Raw genomic sequence first — 19,333 nt, forward strand, 5'->3', positions numbered from 1 at the left:
GCGGTTGGTATACTAGTCGTTACTTTATCTAAACGATTTGCATTTATGTATAATATATTGCTAGTATCCCAGATGGTTATCTTCGGATTAATCATGTTTTTTCATTTTAAAGAACAAACAATGATAGGTTGCTTTTACACCTGATTCATCTCGGTATTCTGTGTCGTATATGTTGATTAACTCTCGAAAAAGGGAAGGGCGCTGGCAGTAGTTTTCTTTGTTGCTGTTAGCTGCACCAATCTTTTTAATTGAAGTGAAAAATTCACGTACTGTTTGAAAGTACTCCAGTTCAAGCTTTTCCATTTTTGTTATCTCGATTGGAGATGCTGATGAAAAGGGGAGCGCTTCTTCACAAATTTGGGATAATTCTTCTAGTGTGTAAAACATTTGGCCTGGTGAACTATCAATGGAAAGCTGAAGCTTTTCTTTCGCCTGTTCATACGACATATGAAGCTCTTGAAATGTATCTATTCCGAACGTTGAAAATATCAGGCTTCCTTCAGCCGTTAATCGTATACACAGTTTTTCAAGGGTTGCAGGAAGATCATTCAGCCATTGAAATGTTGCATTGGAAATAATCAAGTCGAAATTTTCATTTAGCGCCATTTCTTCGATGTCCGTACATAAAAATGTAACACGGTCCTCCTTTGTCATTCCTTTCGCCACTTCAACCATTCCGGGTGCAATATCAACAGCCGTAATGGCGGCATTAGGGAATGCTTTGACGAGTAACCTGGTTAAGTAACCAGTGCCGCAGCCGATTTCAAGAATATTGATTTTATGATTGGTGTTTTTTTGAGGAAGCAAATCCACTAATTGTCTTGCCATGTTTTTTTGAACATTGGCATACGCATCATATGTTTTCGCGTGTTCACTAAACCGCTTGCTTAACAATCGTTTATCAATCATGAACGTACTCCTTTTGAATAAATGTTTTTATATGCTCCATACATTCCTGTGGTTTTGTGAAAAATGGAATATGACCAGCACCTTCAATAATATGAAGCTCGGCTTGCCCACCCAGGTTTTCTTTAATGAAGGAGGAGGCTTCAAGTGGACAAATTTTGTCTTCCCTCCCATGAAGCAATATAAAGGGGGCTTCAATCCGGTCGAATCTTGCTCTAGCATCTTTCTGAAGTAAATAATCCAAACCAATCAGAAGCGAAAACACATCATCTCCATGAAACTCGCGTTGAATTGTCTTGATGAATTGATCATAAAAACCTGCTTCTTTTTCAGTATCGGAAAACATTGCTTCATAGAAGGAAGTCAAAGTCTTCTCTTTATTGCGCTGCAGTTGTTTCTTCATGCGCTCGACCATTCGTGGATCCCAGCCAAATGTGTAATTTTCTCCGATGGTGAACCGACTTGTTGCGCCAAAAAGGATAAAACCGTTTATTTTTTCTCGAAACGAACTTGAAAGTTCAAGTGATACTATCGATCCTAATGACCAGCTCAGTAAATAAACAGGACCATCTATGGAAGTGATTGTTTCTATGACTCGTTCTTCAATGTCATTTAGTGCTTTCATATCTCTCCAATCTATAAATGAAAGGTGAAATAGTTCTGACAGCGGTTGGATTAACGGTTGAAACGCATCTTTTTCCATTCCCCAGCCAGGAAGCATGATTAAATTCGGCTGTTTCATTTAATAACACCCATTTCTTTTCCAATGATCGAAACTCTTTCAACTGCCCAATCAAGATCTTTTTTATCGTGGAGAGCCGTAACGGTAAAACGGATTCTCGCTTCATTTTCAGGAACGGTCGGCGGCCTTACAGCAATAGCGGCAATTCCTTCTTTCTGCAAACGTGCAGCAAATTCCATCGCTTTTTCGTTTTCCCCGATGACGATAGGAACAATTTGTGATTGGCTTCCGCAAATATTAAACCCGTAATATGTGAGTTCTTGTCTAAAGTGTTCTGAGTGTGTTTGGAGCAGTGAGCGGCGTTCTGGTTCTTGCTGCACAAGTTCAATCGCTGTTTTTATAGCACCGAGTATGGCCGGGGGAAGTGCAGTTGAATATATGAATCCGCGCATGCGATTTTTTAAATAGTCGATGAGCCATTTTTTCCCGACGACATAGGCCCCGAATGAACCGAGCGCTTTACTGAATGTTCCCATTTGGATATCTATTTTATTTTGAAGATGGAGGTGACCTGCATAGCCTTCACCGTGTTTACCGTAGATACCGCTTCCGTGTGCTTCATCTGTCATTAACATTGCGTTATAACGTTCCTTTAGCCGAACAAGTTCTTCGAGAAAAGCGAAGTCACCATCCATGCTGAAGACCGTATCCGTCACGATTAATTTCCGTGCTTCAATCGGTGATTTTTTCAAAAATGCTTCTAAATGATCTAAATCATTATGACGATAGCGTATATGCTTTGCTCTGCTTAAAAGAGCTCCATCGACAATGCTTGCATGATTCAATTTATCGCTATAAATAATATCGTTACGGGACAGCAGGGTGGAGATTATTCCAAGGTTTGCGTTATATCCACTATTGATGATGAGTCCTGCTTCGGCTTTCTTCCAATTGACAAGAGCTTGTTCCGCCTGCTCGTAAAGAGGATGATTGCCAACAATTAAACGTGAAGCCGTTGCTCCTGCACCATATGTATTTACTGCATCAACCATAGCCTTTTTCAGCCGCTCATCTCCGGCATACCCTAAATAGTTATTAGAAGCTAGATTAAGCATCCTGCACCCGTTGATCGTAAGCCAAGGCTGCTCGGCACATACGGTTGATACGAGTTCACGCTTTTGCGAAATCTCTTCTAAATGAGCCAGTTCCTTTTTTATTTTTTCTTCCCAACAAGGCAATTGTTTTTCACTGTGCATGGCCATTCTCCTTTTTATATGTCAACTAAAATTAATATAGGTTAACATATAAAACATTCTAATCATGACTCAATGAAACTGTCAAGCTTTGAAAAGGAGCATGAGAATAAACTAATAATCATTAATCTGGAGAAATCAAGGGTCAAAAAAAGCTGGTTGGTTATTTTGATTAAAGGAGAATCGGGCAGCGGCTTTGTTAAGCTAATGTATAAAAAAGCTTAGTGAAAATAGTGACTTCTTATGTATTAAGCTCATTCATTGAAGATAATCTAACTTCAAAGGTAGTCTTTTTGTTAAACCTTCAAATCTTTGAAGGATTAAATGGAATTCCATGTTACTATAGAGCAGTGAAATTTAACAGAATTCACATTAACCATTACATAAAGGAAGGTATAAATATGAAAAAGATTTCTTTGGATGTTTTCTTTATATTAATAGGAGCTTTTATTTTCGCTTTGGCAATAAATCTTTTCGTCATTCCCAATGAGCTTGGTGAGGGAGGAGTCACGGGGATAACCATCATTCTGTTTTATCTTTTTGAATGGTCACCAGGGCTGTTAAGTTTGATCATTAACGCTGTCCTGCTCATTGTCGGTTATAAATTTTTGTCGAAAATGACAACGGTATATACAATCGTAGCCGTTGCCTTCAATTCACTTTTCCTTCATTTAACCGAAAGCTGGACGATATCTTCAGATGAATTGGTCATCAATGCGATATTTGGCGGGGTTTTTGCCGGTGCAGGTATTGGCATGATCATTCGTGTTGGAGGCACTACTGCCGGTACGACGATCCTTGCCCGAATTACGAATAAGTATTTGGGATGGAGCTTAAGCTACGGACTTCTGTTTTTCGATTTAATCGTTGCGTTCTCATCTTATTTCATAATTGGCGCAGAAGGTCTGATGCTCACTATACTAATGCTTTATATTGGAACAAAAACGATGGAATTCATCATTGAGGGATTGAATCCGAAAAAAGCGATTACCATCATTTCAAAAGAAGCGGACCAGATTGCAAAACAAGTAACCGAATTGATGGACCGGGGTGTCACTGTTTTTAGTGGTCATGGATACTATACAAAAGAATCCAAGGATATTTTATATATCGTTATAAGTAAGCAAGAGGTGCTAAAGTTAAAGAGAATAGTGCAGTCAACGGATAGCAATGCTTTTATAGCCATACATGACGTTCGTGACGTATTTGGTGAAGGATTCCTGGATATCTCGAAGTCCTGACGCGAATAAAGTATAAGCGAAATGAAAAGGCCTTGATAGGCTTTTTTATTTTGCACTGCAAAAAATCTGTAAATTCAGAATAATTTGTTGTATTATGTAAGTAAGAAACCACACACCCTGAGGTGCAGCCATTAAATGTGGAGGTGTCCAAGATGATCCTTTTAAAAGTGGATGACAGAAAGTTTGGGAAAAGCAATATCAAGTACAGTGTCGTTGATAAAGAAACGAATGAATTGATCATTAGCGGTGTGTTTAAGGAATTTGGACAAGCAAGCGATAAATATTATGAATTGAAGGATGAATACGGTCCTTCCAATGTGAAGATGATATTGAAGTGATAAGAGGGAAACCGACGGGTTTCCCTTTTTTCGTATAATGCCAGGAATGAAAATGGCCCGTACAATAAATAATCGGATAAAGGAATAATCAAAGGTTTCCGAATCATATAATTAGATTAAGAGAGTTCTTAACATCCTTTTTTTACAATATACTACAATTTTATTGTAAAGTATGGAATTTGGTGGTAATATAAAGCGCATAAATGTAAACGTTTGCAACATTTTTTTGTGAGGAGGTGATGTAAAAGAAGTACGCTAGACTATGAATTTTATAGAATGAATGGCTTTTATTTTACTAATTTTATGCAAACGTTTTCTTAAAATTGCATGAATATTATGAGAAAAAGGGAGAGTGGGTAGGCATGAGGCGTAAAAAATGGTACGGGGGAATTCTTACTGTTTTATTAATTTTTAGTGTAATTTTGGCAGGATGCTCTTCTTCAACTGGCGGAAACAGCGACTCAAAGGATGTCGTGACGCTCGATATATTTCAATTCAAGGTAGAATTCAAGTCGCAATTCGAGACATTGGCAAAACAATATGAAAAAGAAAATCCAAATGTGAAGATCAAGGTATCGACAGTCGGCGGCGGTAATGATTATAAATCTGCCATAACGGCAAAGTTCGCTTCAGGTGAGGAGCCAGCGGTCTTTAACATTGGCGGACCGGTAGATGTCGCACAATATAAAGATAGATTAACAGATTTAAAGGACACGAAAGCTGCTGCTGCAGCGCTTGACGGTACTTTGGATGGCGTGGAAGAGGACGGGCAAGTCCTTGGACTTCCATTTAACCAGGAAGGATACGGCTTGATCTATAACAAACGAATATTTAAAGAAGCCGGAATTAATCCTGATGAAATTACAAGTTATGAAGCCTTAGAGGCGGCAGTTAAGAAAATCGATTCACAAAAAGACAAATTGAAGCTCGAAGCAGTTTTCGCATATCCGGTAAAAGAGAAGTGGGTGACAGGAAACCATTTATCCAATGTATTCTTATCACCGGAGTTTGATGGAAATGTGTTAGAAGCAAGTAAAGCACCTACGGTTAAATTCACGGATGGTGACAAGTTTAAACAATTGGTCGATATCCAAAATGAGTATTCCGTCCAGCCGACAGCAAGTCTTGATTATTCCCAACAAGTGGAGGAGCTGTTCTCGCTTGAAAAGGTTGCGATCATTCAGCAGGGTAACTGGGTTTATAACACAGTCTATGATATGGATCCTGAGTTAGCTGAAAAGGGAATTGGCATCATCCCGATTCCAAATGGAGACAATGCAGGCATGCCAGTCGGCGTACCGAACTATTGGGCAGTGAACAAGAAATCGGATGAAAAGGTACAGGAAGCGGCGAAGAAGTTCCTCGATTGGATGTATACATCCGAAGCAGGGAAGAAAGCCGTTTTGGAAGACTTTAAATTCATTCCTGCTTATGAAGGATATGATGTAGAAAAAATTGCCGATCCAATTTCAAAAGAAATTTATAAATACTCCCAAGAAGGAAATACGATTGGGTGGGTGTTTAATGGATATCCGGTCGGTTGGAATGATGATCTTGGTGCAAGTGTCCAAAAATACGTAACTGGTAAATTGACTTGGGAGGAACTTGTCCAACAGAACATTGAAAATTGGGAGAAGATTCATAGCAAATAAGCGTTGGGAAATGCAAGTGACCAATCGGCATGAAAAATGTGTCGATTGGTTGTTCCTTATTATAGAAAAGTCGCTGAGGGAATTTGCCTCAATAAGGGATTCATCAAATAACACAGTCATGATCTAAACCCATTAACTATTAAATCATTTGAAGGAGGTCGGTTTCGTTGAGAAATCGGGATGCTGCATATTGGCTGTTTTTGACACCTGTTCTTGCTGCACTCATTTTGGTTGTGATCGTGCCGCTCATCTACGGATTTTATTATTCCTTTACGAACTGGAACGGTTTAGGGACTCCGGATTTCATTGGTCTTAAGAATTATATAGACTTGTTTACGGATAAAGGGTTCCTTGATACATTTTGGTTCACCATTAAATTTTCCGTAGCGGCAATTGTGGTAATCAATATCATCGGATTAAGTTTGGCCCTCATCGTGACTTCGAAAATTAAATCAAGCAACATATTGCGGACAGTTTTCTTTATGCCCAATTTAATTGGCGGCTTGATACTCGGCTTTATTTGGCAGTTCATTTTTATTAAGGTCTTCGGTGCGATTGGTGATTTGACTGGGATCGAAGCATTTAATGGGTGGTTATCAACGACTGATACAGGCTTTTGGGGATTGATCATTTTAACGTCTTGGCAGATGGCCGGATATATCATGATCATTTATATTGCCTATCTGCAGGCTGTTCCTGAAGACTTGATAGAAGCGGCAAAAATTGACGGAGCGAACAGCTTCCAGCGTTTTCGCCATATAACTTTTCCGCTAGTGGCACCTGCTTTTACCGTCAGTTTGTTTTTGACGCTTTCCCACTCGTTCAAGATCTATGATCAAAACCTTTCCTTGACGAATGGAGCTCCCTATAATTCAACTGAAATGGTTGCGATGAACATTGTAAAATCCGCCTTCACCGAAAACGATATGGCATATGCACAGGCAAAAGCCGTTATCTTTTTCGTAATCGTGGCGGTCGTTTCGCTGACACAAGTCTATTTCAATAAAAAACGGGAGGTTGAGCTGTAATGAGGGGAAAATGGAAATTGTGGCTGATTGGATTCATCGGATTCATATTGGCCATATTATGGCTCACTCCGTTTTATTTAATGCTTGTCAATGCTTTTAAAATGAAACGGGATATATTTGCCGATACATTGGGACTGCCTGAAACCTGGACATTCGAAAACTTCACTCAAGCTTTCGAGCAATTGGATTTCCTCCGGACTTTATTCAATTCTTTATTGATATCGGGCGTCAGTGTAGTCATCATCATCATCTTTTCTGCGATGGCAGCATACGCTCTTTCCCGAAACAAAAGTAAAATAAGTTCCCTGCTTTTCTTTGTGTTTGTAGCAGCCATGCTGATCCCGTTTCAGTCTGTGATGATACCGCTCGTTGCCCAATTCGGCCAGCTGGGGATGTTGAACAAGGCCGGACTGATTTTCATGTATTTAGGTTTTGGCTGCAGTCTTTCCATATTCCTTTATCATGGTACTTTAAAAGGGATTCCCCTCTCACTTGATGAGGCAGCAAAGATTGATGGTGCAAACCGCTTTCAAGTATTTTGGTATATCATATTTCCATTATTAAAACCGATGTCCATTACAGTTGGAATCTTAAATGTCATTTGGATATGGAACGACTATTTGCTGCCATCCCTTGTTATTGGCGGTGCAGGATCGGAGACCATCCCGCTTAAATTATTCTTCTTTTTCGGTCAATATACGAAGCAATGGCATCTTGCCTTGGCTGGACTTACTTTATCCATCATTCCAGTCATCATTGCGTACTTTTTTGCTCAGAGGCAAATTATCAAAGGAATTGCAGATGGAGCAGTTAAATAACTATTTAAATATAGGGAATATTAAGCCATGTGCGGTGAACGGGGAGTGTTGATGAATTTGTCTGTTACTATAAAAGACGTTGCAAAAAAAGCAAATGTCGCTCCATCAACGGTATCGCGTGTAATCCATAACAGCCCGACAATCAGTGAAAAGACAAAGCGTAAAGTACGCAAGGTATTAAAGGAAATGGGCTATCATATGAATGAAAATGCCCGGAACTTAGTCACGAAGTCAACTAAGGCCATTGGGATCGTCATGAAAAGTTCGGCAAGGGAATCACTTTATAATCCCTTTTTTCCAGAAGTGATCCGAGGCATCGGGGATTTCTGTAATAAAGAAGGGTACAGTCTTTCCCTGACAACCGGCGAGACGGAGGATGCAATCTTTGAGGATGTCGTGAAAATGGTTCAGGGCAGAAGAGTGGATGGCATGATTGTTTTGTACTCTAAAAAGGACGATAAAGTGGTGCCGTATTTATTAAAGCAGGGCTTCCCGTTCGTTTTGATCGGGAAGCCAAGTACGAACATGAGCGGAATCACGTTCATTGATAACGATAATGTTCAAGCGGCCAGGGAAGTATCGGAGTTTGTAATAAGTCTTGGACATGAGCGAATCGCCTTTTTAGGGGGCAGTCCCGAGTTTGAGGTGATCCAAGACCGCTTGACAGGTTTTCAACAAGCGATGGAGCAGGCCGGGCTGGATGTGCGACAGGAATATATCAAATTGATTCCTTTAAATCGAACGGATGGAATAAAGGCCATTGATGAATTGCTGGAGCTGAAAGAGGCACCAACCGCATTTTTGGTTATGGATCTTTTATTGGGTGTTCTCTTGCTTGGGGTGTTAGCTGAAAAGAACTTGAAAGTGCCAGAGCAAATAAGCGTCGTCTGTTTTAACCACTCAGAATTCATAGAATTTTTAAGTACGCCGCTGACAACGGTTGATATCCATACGTATCAGTTAGGGTTTGAGGCGGCAAAATGCGTGTTCGATCTAATTGCAAATCCGGAAATGATGGAAAAGAGTATCAGTATTCCTACCAAAATCATAAAGCGGGAGTCGCATTTTGTTGCTGAAAAGGAAATTAAATGAAAAATGTAGAAATGTTTTACCAATTAAAGCTTGATTTTTGCTAACATAAATTTACAATATAGATTATCACTATTATTTTTGAAAATTCATACTTACTGAAGTCAATAAGTATGTTCTTATATTTTGATCACACCTAACGCAAACGTTTGCGTTATGGATAAAGAGGTAATAGTTAAACATGAAAAGCAAGTTGCCGTGAAATGAATCTAGAATGGAGGAGGTTGTTCATGAGAGTCCTGGTATGGAATGAGTATCGCCACGAGAAAACAAAGCCTGAAGTGGCAAAAGTATATCCAGATGGTATCCATGGTGCAATTGCTAGCTTTTTACAAAGTGAGCAGGTCGAGGTGAGGACCGCTACTCTCGATGAAGAAGAGCATGGATTAACTGAAGAAGCGCTGGAACGAACCGATGTACTTCTTTGGTGGGGGCATGTTGCACATGATGAAGTTCAGGATGAAATCATTGCAAGGGTCCACAAGCGAGTACTCGAGGGTATGGGTCTCATCGTCCTCCATTCCGGTCATTTTTCAAAAATCTTCAAACGGCTTATGGGCACGACTTGCGATTTGAAATGGCGGGTCGCGGATGAAAAGGAACGGCTTTGGGTTGTCGATCCCAGTCATCCTATCGTTAATGGAATTGGAGAATATATAGAGCTTGAGAAGGAAGAGATGTACGGGGAACATTTTGATATTCCTGCACCAGATCAATTGATATTCGTCAGTTGGTTTGAAGGCGGGGAGATATTCAGAAGCGGCTGCACGTATCAGCGGGGAAAAGGGAATATTTTCTATTTCCGTCCAGGTCATGAAACATATCCTACTTTCCATAATCCGGAGATTCAACGAGTAATTAAGAATGCCGTTGATTGGGTCAAGCCGGAATCTGGAGTCGTAACGAACTATGGGAAAGCCGAACCGTTGGAATCCATCTCAAAGAGATGAAGTGAAGGAGAGAACAAAATGGGCAAAGTGAAGGTAGGAGTCATTGGATGCGGGAGTATCGCAAAAAACAGGCATTTTCCGGAGTATGATGCACATCATGAAACGGAGATCATTGCTGTTTGTGATATTGTGCAGGACCGGGCGAATGCAGCAGCACAAAGGTATGGCGCCCAAGCATATACTGATTATATAGAACTTTTGAAGAATGAGGAGATTGAAGCGATCAGTGTATGTACACCGAATTACCTGCATGCACGCATCACGGTTGCGGCCTTGGAAGCTGGTAAGCATGTCCTTTGTGAGAAACCAATGGCTACTTCTTTGGTGGACGCTGAAAAAATGAATGCAGCAGCAGCGAAAAGCGGCAAAATACTAATGATTGGTCATAATCAGCGTTTTGTTCCTTCTCATCAAAAAGCGAAACAGCTTATTGAGAGCGGGGACCTAGGGAAGGTCTATAGCTTCCGGACGGCTTTTGGACATTCCGGGCCGGAAACCTGGAGCGTGGACGGACTGGAAAGCTGGTTTTTTAAGAAGGATCAGGCAGTCATTGGTGCAATGGGCGATTTAGGCGTTCATAAAGCTGATTTATTACGGTATATCCTTGGAGAAGAATTTGTTGAAGTGGGAGCCTTTGTGGAAACGACTGCCAAGAAAAATACAGACGTTGATGACAGTGCGGCCTGTATCCTCCGGACGGAGAGTGGTATCATCGGAACTCTTACCGCCAGCTGGTCATATGCAAAAGAAGACAATGCTACGGTCATTTATGCGGAAAAAGCGGTATTGCGCCTTGAAGACGATCCGAAATACTCACTGATCATCCATCATGATAATGGAAAGACAGAAACCATCCAATTAGGAAGCATCCAGACTAATGACTCAGAAGGACAGCATGATTCCGAAGTGATCAGCCACTTTGTAAAATGTGTGGTGGACAATGAGGAGCCTCTTGTCTCAGGAGTTGAAGGATTAAAATCATTAAAAGTCATTCTTGGCGCGATGGAATCAAATGCATCCCGAAAAATCATCCGCTTATAAAGGGGTTAAAAGTCATCATGTACAAATTAAAAATGGGTATTATCGGTGCTGGCGGAATTGCCCAAAAAAGGCATATCCCAGCTTTTCAAAAATTTCAAGATAAAGTGGTTTTATACGCCATTCAGGATATAGATGAAATGAAGGCGCGAGAAGTGGCGCGTGAATTTCATATCGAGAAGGTTTTCACCAATTATGAAGAAATGTTTGCTGAAGTGGATGCTGTTACGATTGCAACGCCTAATAAGTTCCATGCGGAGATTTCCATTGCTGCTCTGCAAGCGGGTGTTCATGTGTTATGTGAAAAGCCGATGGCCATTACAACTGAGGAATGTTTAGCAATAACCGAGGCTGCAAACATATCAGGTAAAGTGTTATCGACTGCTTATCATTACCGCTTCATGAAGGAAGCTCAGGCTGCCAAAAAAATGATTCAGGCCGGTGAGATCGGTGAACCGTATGTAGCGCGTGTACAGGCAATCAGACGACGCAAAGTCCCTGGCTGGGGAGTTTTTACAAGCAAGGAATTGCAAGGCGGAGGAAGCGTGATCGATTACGGCTGCCATTTGCTTGATTTGGCATTATGGCTGATGGATGACCCAGAACCGATTGAAATCGTAGGTTCGACATATAATTATGTCAGTAAGGGTGTCGATCAGGTCAATTTATGGGGGAATTTCGATGCCTCGGTTTTTGAAGTGGATGACCATGCCACTGCATATATCAAATTTGCCAACGGAGCATCGCTATTATTCGAAACATCCTGGGCCGCGAATATCCGTGAAGAAGCAACTGTTTTGAGTTTATCCGGAACGCAGGGCGGACTTGATGTGTTCCCTCTAGTCTTGAATCAGGCTAAGCACGGCATGCTTTTAAATAGTGAAGCAGTATGGATGCCAGGGGAAGATACACCTGACCTGCAACAGGCAGAGAACTTTATTAATAGCTGCCTAGGATTGGCAGAACCATTGGTAAAACCATCGGAAGCCATGAAAGTTTCAAAAATAATCGAAGCCATTTATCAAAGCTCGGCAAGTGGGAAGGTCATGAGCATAAATTAATGAAAAAGGTGAGGTGGGGCATGTGAAATTAGGGATCTTTACAGTGCTATTTGCTCAAAAATCATTCGAGGATATGCTTGATTATGTCGCGGATTCCGGATTAAAAACAGTTGAAATCGGTACAGGCGGGTATCCAGGGAATATCCATTGTCCACTTGATGAACTGCTGGAAAGTGAAGAAAAGCGCCAAAAATACCTCGAATCCGTTCAAACAAGAGGGTTAACGATCAGTGCATTCAGCTGCCACGGCAATCCAATCTCTCCAGATGAAGCATTCGCTAAAGAAAGTGATGAAACACTGATTAAAACAATCAAGCTTGCATCCTTACTGAACGTCCCGGTCGTCAATACCTTTTCCGGTACAGCAGGTGATCACGAAGGAGCTAAATATCCAAACTGGCCCGTCGCCCCATGGCCGAATGAGTATACAGATGTGCTGAAATGGCAATGGGAAGAAAAATTGATCCCCTATTGGAAAAAGGCGGCCGCCATTGCCGATGAACACAATATAAAAATCGGCCTTGAACTGCATGGGGGCTTTCTTGTGCACACACCATACACCTTGTTAAAACTTCGGGAAGCTACATCTGATGCAATAGGCGCCAACCTTGATCCAAGCCATCTTTGGTGGCAGGGCATCGAACCAGTCGGGGCCATCAAAATCCTCGGGAAAGCGGGAGCAATCTACCACTTCCACGCAAAAGACACATACTTGGATCAGGATAACATCAATATGTATGGGTTAACCGACATGCAGCCATATGGAAATATCCAGAGCCGTGCCTGGAACTTTCGCTCGGTAGGATGCGGCCACAGCCTGCAAGAGTGGTCCGACATCATGAGTGCCCTTCGCACATACGGTTACGATTACGTCGTCAGCATCGAACACGAAGATCCGCTAATGTCAGTTGAAGAAGGCTTCCAACGGGCCGTAACCAATCTGAAAACTGTACTCATAAACGAAAGCCCAACTGATTTATGGTGGGTATAATTTAGAGTTGATAACGAGCAGCCTAACGAAGGTTGCTTTTTATGTTGTTCGTTGCTCATGAAAAAGTGGAATTAACGAGTAAAAGTGTAAAACTTCACGAGTAAAGAGGAATTAATAATATGTTATCTTTTTCACATCAATTGTGTTAGAGACAAACATATTATGTATGACCCTTTCCACCCTTACTTTTAAACGGGCTCTTGGAACTGTCAATATACCGAAATCTTTCGCCTTTCTTAATATACGTGTAAACAAGAAGCATAGGAGGAAGTAAAGGCTTCATAAAAGAAATCAGCTGTATCCAATGGAGATAGCTGGTTTTTTTAAAAAATTCAAGTTGACAGTCACCTACTACGTGTTACAGCATACTCTATAGTAAGTAACACTGGATACCAACAGCACTGAATAGTGAAGTTGCAAAAATGTTATTAAGAAAGGGAGTTGACACCTCTGCTACTCGGTGTTACAGTTTAGTTGTAATAAGTAATACTAAATAGCGTAATTACATTACCAAAAAGCTATTCAGTAAAAATTCCTCTCAGAACTAAGTTACAAGTCACAAAATAGAGGAGGCTCTGAACATGGAAAATTTAACTGAAATGCTGAAAGGTTCGCTGGAAGGCTGCGTGCTGGAAATCATCAGCCGCCATGAAACCTATGGCTACGAGATTACCCGCCGCCTGAACGAGCTTGGGTTTACTGAAGTCGTGGAAGGGACGGTCTACACCATCCTCGTGCGATTAGAAAAGAAAAAACTGGTGAACATAGAGAAGAAACCGTCAGATATGGGGCCGCCCCGAAAGTTTTACTCACTTAATGAGGCTGGCCGCCAGGAACTCGAATTATTTTGGGAAAAATGGGATTTTGTCTCATCAAAAATCAATGTCTTAAAGTCAGTCTAGCTTCATAAGATATTCCGTACGCTATTTTTGGAGTGTCTTGATCAGCTTTATCAATAAGGAGGAAAAATAACATGATGGAATTGTTCAAGAAAATGATTGGTGATAAAAAAGAGTATAAAATGATGATGGCACGGGTTGAAGCCTTGCCAGAGGACTACCAGTTTGTATTTAAGAAAATACAAAACTACATGTGGAATTTCTCAGCGGGCAACGGGATGGATATGCTGCACATGCAGTATGAATTAATCGAGTTGTTCGAAGCCGGTGCGGCGGAAGGCAGACAAGTGCTGGAAATCACTGGGGATGACGTCGCGTCCTTTGCCGACGAACTAGTGGCAAATGCTAAAACCTATTTCGCCAAGTATCGTGAAGATTTGAATGATAGCATCTTGAAGCGACTGGGAAAAAATAAATTCAATAAATAATGCCGACTGAATAGCTGGTTACAAATGTGAATTGCCACCTTCGCTATTCAGTTATATTTTTAACACGGTAGTAAGTAATACAGAATATCAGTCAGACTAAATAGAGGAGAATAGGCAATCTAGTTCTGCTATGCGCTCGAACGGATAATTACGAAACTTACAAGCGGCCTTGCCGCGCTATTAAAAGGAGGAAAAAAGTATGAGCAATGCAGCGATTTCTGTTAAAGGGTTAAAAAAATCCTTTAAAGACAATGAAGTCTTAAAGGGGGTGGATTTTGAGGTGCGGCGTGGCGAAATTTTCGCACTGCTGGGCTCAAATGGAGCAGGCAAGACGACGACGGTCAATATCCTCTCGACTCTGATGAAGGCCGATGGCGGCGCAGTAGGTATTTGCGGCTTTGACGTCCAGAGTCAACCGGATAATGTTCGCCAGAGCATCAGCCTGACAGGGCAGTTTGCAGCTTTAGACGGTATGCTCACCGGGCGGGAAAACCTGATGATGATCGCCAAGTTGCGGGGAGTTTCCAATCCTGCTCAAGTCGCCGACAATCTGCTTGCGAGATTCAGCCTGACCGATGCGGCCAACCGCCGGGCGGATAAATATTCCGGCGGGATGAAGCGCCGGCTTGACATCGCCATGAGCCTGATCGGGACGCCAGAAGTCATTTTTCTCGACGAACCGACGACAGGGCTTGACCCCGAAGCGCGGATTGAAGTCTGGGATACCGTCAAGGAGCTTGCCGGCGGAGGCACGACCATCTTGCTGACGACCCAGTACCTGGAGGAAGCCGAACATCTGGCGGATCGTATTGCCATCCTGCATGGCGGAAAAATCATCTCGACCGGGACCCTTACCGAACTCAAGGAGATGTTCCCGCCAGCGAAAGTGGAGTACATCGAGAAGCAGCCGACATTGGAGGAAATTTTCCTCGCGATCATCGGCAAAAAGGAGGAAATTTAAATGAAAAGTAAAACAGGGGTATTACTAGGACGTTTAATGCGCAACATCATGCGCAGCCCAGATACAATTATCACGGTGGCGATTACGCCGATTATGATGCTGCTGCTGTTTGTCTACGTATTTGGCGGCGCAATAGATGCAGGCACAGACAACTACGTCAATTATTTATTGCCGGGAATCTTGCTGATGGCTATCGCATCCGGCGTCGCTTACACTTCCGTGCGGCTGTTTACGGATGTAAAGAGCGGACTGATGGCACGTTTCATCACCATGCCCATCAAGCGCTCGTCGGTATTGTGGGCTCACGTGTTGACCTCGCTTGTTTCCAATGCGCTTACTGTCGTGGTGGTTATCCTTGTCGCGCTCTTGATGGGCTTCCGTTCCAACGCTGATATCCTGGATTGGCTTGCGGTAGCTGGGATACTCGGGCTGTTTACGCTAGCGCTGACATGGCTGGCGGTCATTCCCGGATTGACAGCGGGGTCTATGGAAGGGGCGACAGCCTACTCATACCCGCTGATTTTCCTGCCGTTTATCAGTTCAGCCTTTGTTCCCACGGAAACCATGCCTAAAATTGTCCGTGCGTTCGCTGAGAACCAGCCCGTGACTTCAATCGTGAATGCGATTCGTGCCCTCTTGTATGAAGGGTCTGTTGGCAACGATATTTGGATCGCGCTTGCCTGGTGCGTCGGCATCATGGTCATCGCTTACTTCTTCGCCAGTAAAGCATTTAAACGCCAGTTAGGGTAAGTACACCATAAAGGGATTGGCCAAATCAATGGTCAGCCGATGCGATGAAAGCATTTGCTATCACATGGAAGGCCGCTTGGGCAACCATCCCATGGAAACATTCACTTGACCCAACGCGAGGTTTGCCATGCATGCTCCGAGAAAACCGCAAAACTCACGAGTAAAAGCGTGGAATTCACGAGTGAAAGTGCAAAACTCACGAGTAAATCAGCAGCATTCACGAGTAAATCGGCAAAACTCACGAGTAAATCCGCAAAACTAAAAAGCAAATGATTGCTGTAAATTCTTCTGTAATTAAAAAAACGATGCCCCCGGAATTCTGGGGGCATCTTCATTATCATCTTTGCCTTGGGGTGTAATCCAATTCCTTAAATAGTTCCGTCAATTCATCCTCGGTCAGGTCGCGCCATTGTCCGTTCGCCAGTCCGTCCAGATGGATGTTCATGATCCGGATTCGATGTAAATCACGGACTTCATAGCCCAGTGCGGAGCACATACGGCGGATTTGTCTGTTCAGTCCTTGCATCAAAGTGATGTTAAATGTATATTTGGTCAACTGCTCAACTTTGCAAGGAAGTGTTTTCGTATCCAAAATCTCCACTCCGGAGGACATATCTTTAATGAAGGACGCGGTAATTGGCTTATCCACGGTTACGATGTATTCTTTTTCATGCTTGTTTTCTGCACGAAGGATTTCATTTACGATGTCTCCGTCATTTGTAAGAAGGATCAGACCGCTTGAGTCCTTGTCCAGCCGTCCGATATGAAAAATGCGAAGCGGATGATTTACAAAATCAACGATATTCCCTTTTATGTGTTTTTCGGTCGTACTTGTAATCCCTATCGGTTTATTCAGTGCAATATAGACATTTTGCTGTTCGACTTTTATCGGCTTGCCGTCGACACGGACATCATCGCCGGGTTCAGCTTGACTGCCAAGCTCAGCTACCATGCCATTAATCGTCACACGGCCATCGGCTATCCATTTGTCTGCGCCTCGTCTCGAGGTAATTCCGGATTCACTGATAAATTTATTGATCCTCAACTAAAGCACACCTTTACATTCAGATTTTCTTCTTTAAAGGATAACGTAAATCATGGTGCATAGACAAGGGGAAAAGACAGAAAGCGTTCGTTGGTTAGAATTACTGGATGTTCTTTACATGTTCCTCGTGACAGCTGCCGGATATGCCTTTTTCTTTTTGCTTGTCAGGTAGACACCTATAAAGACCAGGATGCCACCGAGGATTTGGATGAGCGAAATCGCATGACCTAAAACCAGGCTAAGGATGGCAGTAAATACAGCAATCAGATTCAGGTAAATTCCAGCCTGGCCGGCATTGATATGACGAAGGGAAACATTCCAGAATATAAATGAGCCGACAGACGGGAAGATTCCAATATATAAGAGACCCGTGATGGCTTTACTGCTTAATTCAAGGTTCATTCCCGAACCAATGGCAAATGGAGCGACGAGAATCAATCCGAGAAATACGGAAACGGCAGTAGCAGAGATGATCGGAATGTTTTTCAGTTTTTTACCGATTATTGAATAGAAGGTCCAAACGAGAATCGCCAGGATCATCAATAGATCGCCTTTATTATAGGTGAGCTGGAAAATATCCAGAAGGTGTCCTTTTGTCAAGACCAATAAAACGCCGAATAAAGAAATGATAAGTCCGAGTGCATGGAGGGATGAAATTTTCTCCTTTAATAGCAAAGCGGAAAAAAGAACAATTAAGGCAGGGTTCATGGAATTGACAAGAGCGGCATTCATGGAAGTTGTATAGGTTAAAGCCCAATAAAGGAAAAAATTATAACTGATGATCCCGAGCACACCCAAAACTAATAGTAATTTCCAGGCTTTCCATACAGTCTTCCAGTGTGGCTTTTCAATCCACTGCGCTAAAGGAAACAATAAGAAAACGGCAATTAGCCATCGCGCAAATGTTAGCTGGATCGGGGAAAGTTCTGTCACAACGTATTTTCCGAAAATGTAATTACCGGCCCAGAACAAATTTGCCAAGATAAGAAATAAAATAACAATAGATTTTTTCATAAGACTGCCTCTTCCTTAATTTATGGAATATTCACTAAATATAACAAAGTAGAGGTACCTAAGCAATATAGAGAGCCTACGGTTAATTTAAGTACAAGGATGAACCGCAGAGCAGGATAAAAAGGCCGTTCAGCTTAAACTGAACAGCCTTTTTCACATCTATAATTAAGCGAAAATGGCACTGATTTCGGCAATTTCGTCCATGGTTAAATCGACATCCAATGCTTGTAAGTTGCGTGTGACCTGTTCTGGCTTTTTCGCTCCGGGAATGAGTACATCAATCGAGTGCCGAGTTAAATACCAAGCTAGGACGACATCGGCAACTTCGGTATGCTTCCTGTTGGCTATCGCCCGTACTTCTTCCACTTTTTGCAGGTTGCTTACAAAGGCTTGTCCTTGGAAAAGCGGACTTTTTGCCCGGCCGTCATCGAATGTTGATTCCTGATTATATTTGCCGCCGAGCAGACCGGACGCAAGCGGGAAATAAGGAATGAAGGAAATATCATTTTCGGCTGTATATGGCAGCAGGTCTTGTTCTGCCTCACGTTTGAATAGATTGTACTCGGATTGCAGGACATCGACATAGCCGTCTTTATTCGCTTCCTTCAATTGTTCGAACGAAAAGTTCGAGACGCCGATTGACTTGATTTTACCTGCATCCTTCAATTCCTTTAAGGCACCTACTGCTTCATCTTTAGGAGTATCGCGATCAGGGAAATGGATATAAAATAAGTCGATGTAGTCTGTTTGGAGCCTTTTTAGACTCGAGTCCACGGCATCTTTCAGAAAAGCCGGAGAGTTATCAAATACGATGTTGCCATCGACAAATTTATGTGCCCCTTTAGTGGCAAGGACTATGTCATCGCGTCTGCGACTCTCTTTAAGGATTTCACCGATAAGTTCTTCTGAACGCTCAGGACCGTAAATGTAAGCTGTATCCCAAAAGTTGATTCCCTCTTCCAACGCCGTTCTCAAAACATCCCTTCCTGTATCCTCACTTAGATTAGGGAAAAGGTTATGTCCGCCAATTGCATTCGTGCCAAGGCCAATCGGATTTACATATAGATCTGTTTTACCAATACGGGTTTGCTTAGACATATTACTTATCATCTCCTTTGACCCCATCATAACAAAAAGCGGATGTCGATTTCCAAAATAAAGCAATGCAGGCGTGCACAAAATAAGCAGA

Annotated in this window: 20 protein-coding genes; 14 read left to right on the forward strand and 6 right to left on the reverse strand. The window is 42.2% G+C overall.

All coding sequences use genetic code 11. The features are described from left to right. Positions 1-87: 87 nt before the first annotated feature. Genes bioC through bioF form a run of 3 tightly spaced genes read right to left on the reverse strand, consistent with a single transcriptional unit; the run spans position 88 to position 2,844 of the window. Positions 88-909, reverse strand: a complete 822-nt coding sequence (gene bioC, locus ACYP5M_RS16245) for a malonyl-ACP O-methyltransferase BioC (protein ID WP_434168385.1) — start codon at positions 907-909, stop codon at positions 88-90. Continuing rightward, positions 902-1,648, reverse strand: a complete 747-nt coding sequence (locus ACYP5M_RS16250) for an alpha/beta fold hydrolase (RefSeq protein WP_459735265.1) — start codon at positions 1,646-1,648, stop codon at positions 902-904. Before ACYP5M_RS16250 ends, bioC begins: the two co-directional genes overlap by 8 nt. After that, positions 1,645-2,844, reverse strand: a complete 1,200-nt coding sequence (bioF, locus tag ACYP5M_RS16255) for an 8-amino-7-oxononanoate synthase (RefSeq protein WP_459735266.1) — start codon at positions 2,842-2,844, stop codon at positions 1,645-1,647. The genes ACYP5M_RS16250 and bioF overlap by 4 nt, the downstream gene beginning before the upstream one ends. Before the next feature lie 398 nt (positions 2,845-3,242). On the opposite strand from bioF, the gene ACYP5M_RS16260 reads away from it, so the two are divergent. The 14 genes from ACYP5M_RS16260 (at position 3,243) to ACYP5M_RS16325 (ending at position 16,085) form a co-directional block, all read left to right on the forward strand. Further along, positions 3,243-4,082 carry a YitT family protein gene (locus ACYP5M_RS16260; RefSeq protein WP_034305961.1) on the forward strand — a complete coding sequence of 280 codons (840 nt, stop codon included), beginning with the start codon at positions 3,243-3,245 and terminating at the stop codon, positions 4,080-4,082. 152 nt (positions 4,083-4,234) lie between these two features. After that, positions 4,235-4,420 carry a hypothetical protein gene (locus tag ACYP5M_RS16265; RefSeq protein ID WP_034305959.1) on the forward strand — a complete coding sequence of 62 codons (186 nt, stop codon included), beginning with the start codon at positions 4,235-4,237 and terminating at the stop codon, positions 4,418-4,420. A 362-nt stretch (positions 4,421-4,782) separates the two neighbouring features. After that, positions 4,783-6,072: an ABC transporter substrate-binding protein gene (locus ACYP5M_RS16270; protein ID WP_101224963.1), complete on the forward strand. Its 1,290-nt coding sequence runs from the start codon at positions 4,783-4,785 to the stop codon at positions 6,070-6,072. Positions 6,073-6,239: 167 nt separating this feature from the next. After that, complete coding sequence (locus ACYP5M_RS16275) at positions 6,240-7,100, forward strand: carbohydrate ABC transporter permease (protein ID WP_098370419.1); 861 nt, start codon at positions 6,240-6,242, stop codon at positions 7,098-7,100. Continuing rightward, complete coding sequence (locus ACYP5M_RS16280; protein WP_101224962.1) at positions 7,100-7,918, forward strand: carbohydrate ABC transporter permease; 819 nt, start codon at positions 7,100-7,102, stop codon at positions 7,916-7,918. Before ACYP5M_RS16275 ends, ACYP5M_RS16280 begins: the two co-directional genes overlap by 1 nt. Before the next feature lie 57 nt (positions 7,919-7,975). Further along, positions 7,976-9,010 (forward strand): LacI family DNA-binding transcriptional regulator, encoded by a 1,035-nt coding sequence (locus ACYP5M_RS16285; protein ID WP_101225045.1) that lies wholly within the window; start codon positions 7,976-7,978, stop codon positions 9,008-9,010. Between the two features lie 227 nt (positions 9,011-9,237). Next, complete coding sequence (locus ACYP5M_RS16290; RefSeq protein WP_434168386.1) at positions 9,238-9,957, forward strand: ThuA domain-containing protein; 720 nt, start codon at positions 9,238-9,240, stop codon at positions 9,955-9,957. 18 nt (positions 9,958-9,975) lie between these two features. Next, the gene (locus ACYP5M_RS16295) at positions 9,976-10,998 is read left to right on the forward strand and encodes a Gfo/Idh/MocA family protein (protein ID WP_101224960.1); all 1,023 of its coding nucleotides are present in this window, start codon (positions 9,976-9,978) and stop codon (positions 10,996-10,998) included. Positions 10,999-11,015: 17 nt separating this feature from the next. Beyond that, a complete protein-coding gene (locus tag ACYP5M_RS16300; RefSeq protein ID WP_034305944.1) occupies positions 11,016-12,056 on the forward strand; it encodes a Gfo/Idh/MocA family protein in 1,041 nt (346 codons plus the stop codon). Positions 12,057-12,078: 22 nt separating this feature from the next. Continuing rightward, positions 12,079-13,047: a sugar phosphate isomerase/epimerase family protein gene (locus ACYP5M_RS16305; RefSeq protein ID WP_101224959.1), complete on the forward strand. Its 969-nt coding sequence runs from the start codon at positions 12,079-12,081 to the stop codon at positions 13,045-13,047. Positions 13,048-13,628: 581 nt separating this feature from the next. Further along, a complete protein-coding gene (locus tag ACYP5M_RS16310) occupies positions 13,629-13,949 on the forward strand; it encodes a PadR family transcriptional regulator (RefSeq protein WP_364281491.1) in 321 nt (106 codons plus the stop codon). A 71-nt stretch (positions 13,950-14,020) separates the two neighbouring features. Continuing rightward, positions 14,021-14,374: a DUF1048 domain-containing protein gene (locus ACYP5M_RS16315; protein ID WP_101224957.1), complete on the forward strand. Its 354-nt coding sequence runs from the start codon at positions 14,021-14,023 to the stop codon at positions 14,372-14,374. 199 nt (positions 14,375-14,573) lie between these two features. Continuing rightward, positions 14,574-15,335: an ABC transporter ATP-binding protein gene (locus tag ACYP5M_RS16320; protein ID WP_459735267.1), complete on the forward strand. Its 762-nt coding sequence runs from the start codon at positions 14,574-14,576 to the stop codon at positions 15,333-15,335. Beyond that, positions 15,336-16,085: an ABC transporter permease gene (locus tag ACYP5M_RS16325; protein ID WP_101224955.1), complete on the forward strand. Its 750-nt coding sequence runs from the start codon at positions 15,336-15,338 to the stop codon at positions 16,083-16,085. Positions 16,086-16,422: 337 nt separating this feature from the next. Here ACYP5M_RS16325 and rluF read toward each other — a convergent pair whose 3' ends face one another. The 3 genes from rluF to ACYP5M_RS16340 all read right to left on the reverse strand — a co-directional run bounded on the left by rluF (position 16,423) and on the right by ACYP5M_RS16340 (position 19,242). Further along, the gene (gene rluF / locus ACYP5M_RS16330; RefSeq protein ID WP_434168389.1) at positions 16,423-17,130 is read right to left on the reverse strand and encodes a 23S rRNA pseudouridine(2604) synthase RluF; all 708 of its coding nucleotides are present in this window, start codon (positions 17,128-17,130) and stop codon (positions 16,423-16,425) included. Positions 17,131-17,244: 114 nt separating this feature from the next. After that, positions 17,245-18,144 carry a DMT family transporter gene (locus ACYP5M_RS16335; protein WP_434168390.1) on the reverse strand — a complete coding sequence of 300 codons (900 nt, stop codon included), beginning with the start codon at positions 18,142-18,144 and terminating at the stop codon, positions 17,245-17,247. Between the two features lie 165 nt (positions 18,145-18,309). After that, complete coding sequence (locus tag ACYP5M_RS16340) at positions 18,310-19,242, reverse strand: aldo/keto reductase (protein ID WP_101224952.1); 933 nt, start codon at positions 19,240-19,242, stop codon at positions 18,310-18,312. Positions 19,243-19,333 lie beyond the last annotated feature (91 nt).

This window comes from Peribacillus sp. N1 (assembly GCF_054600815.1).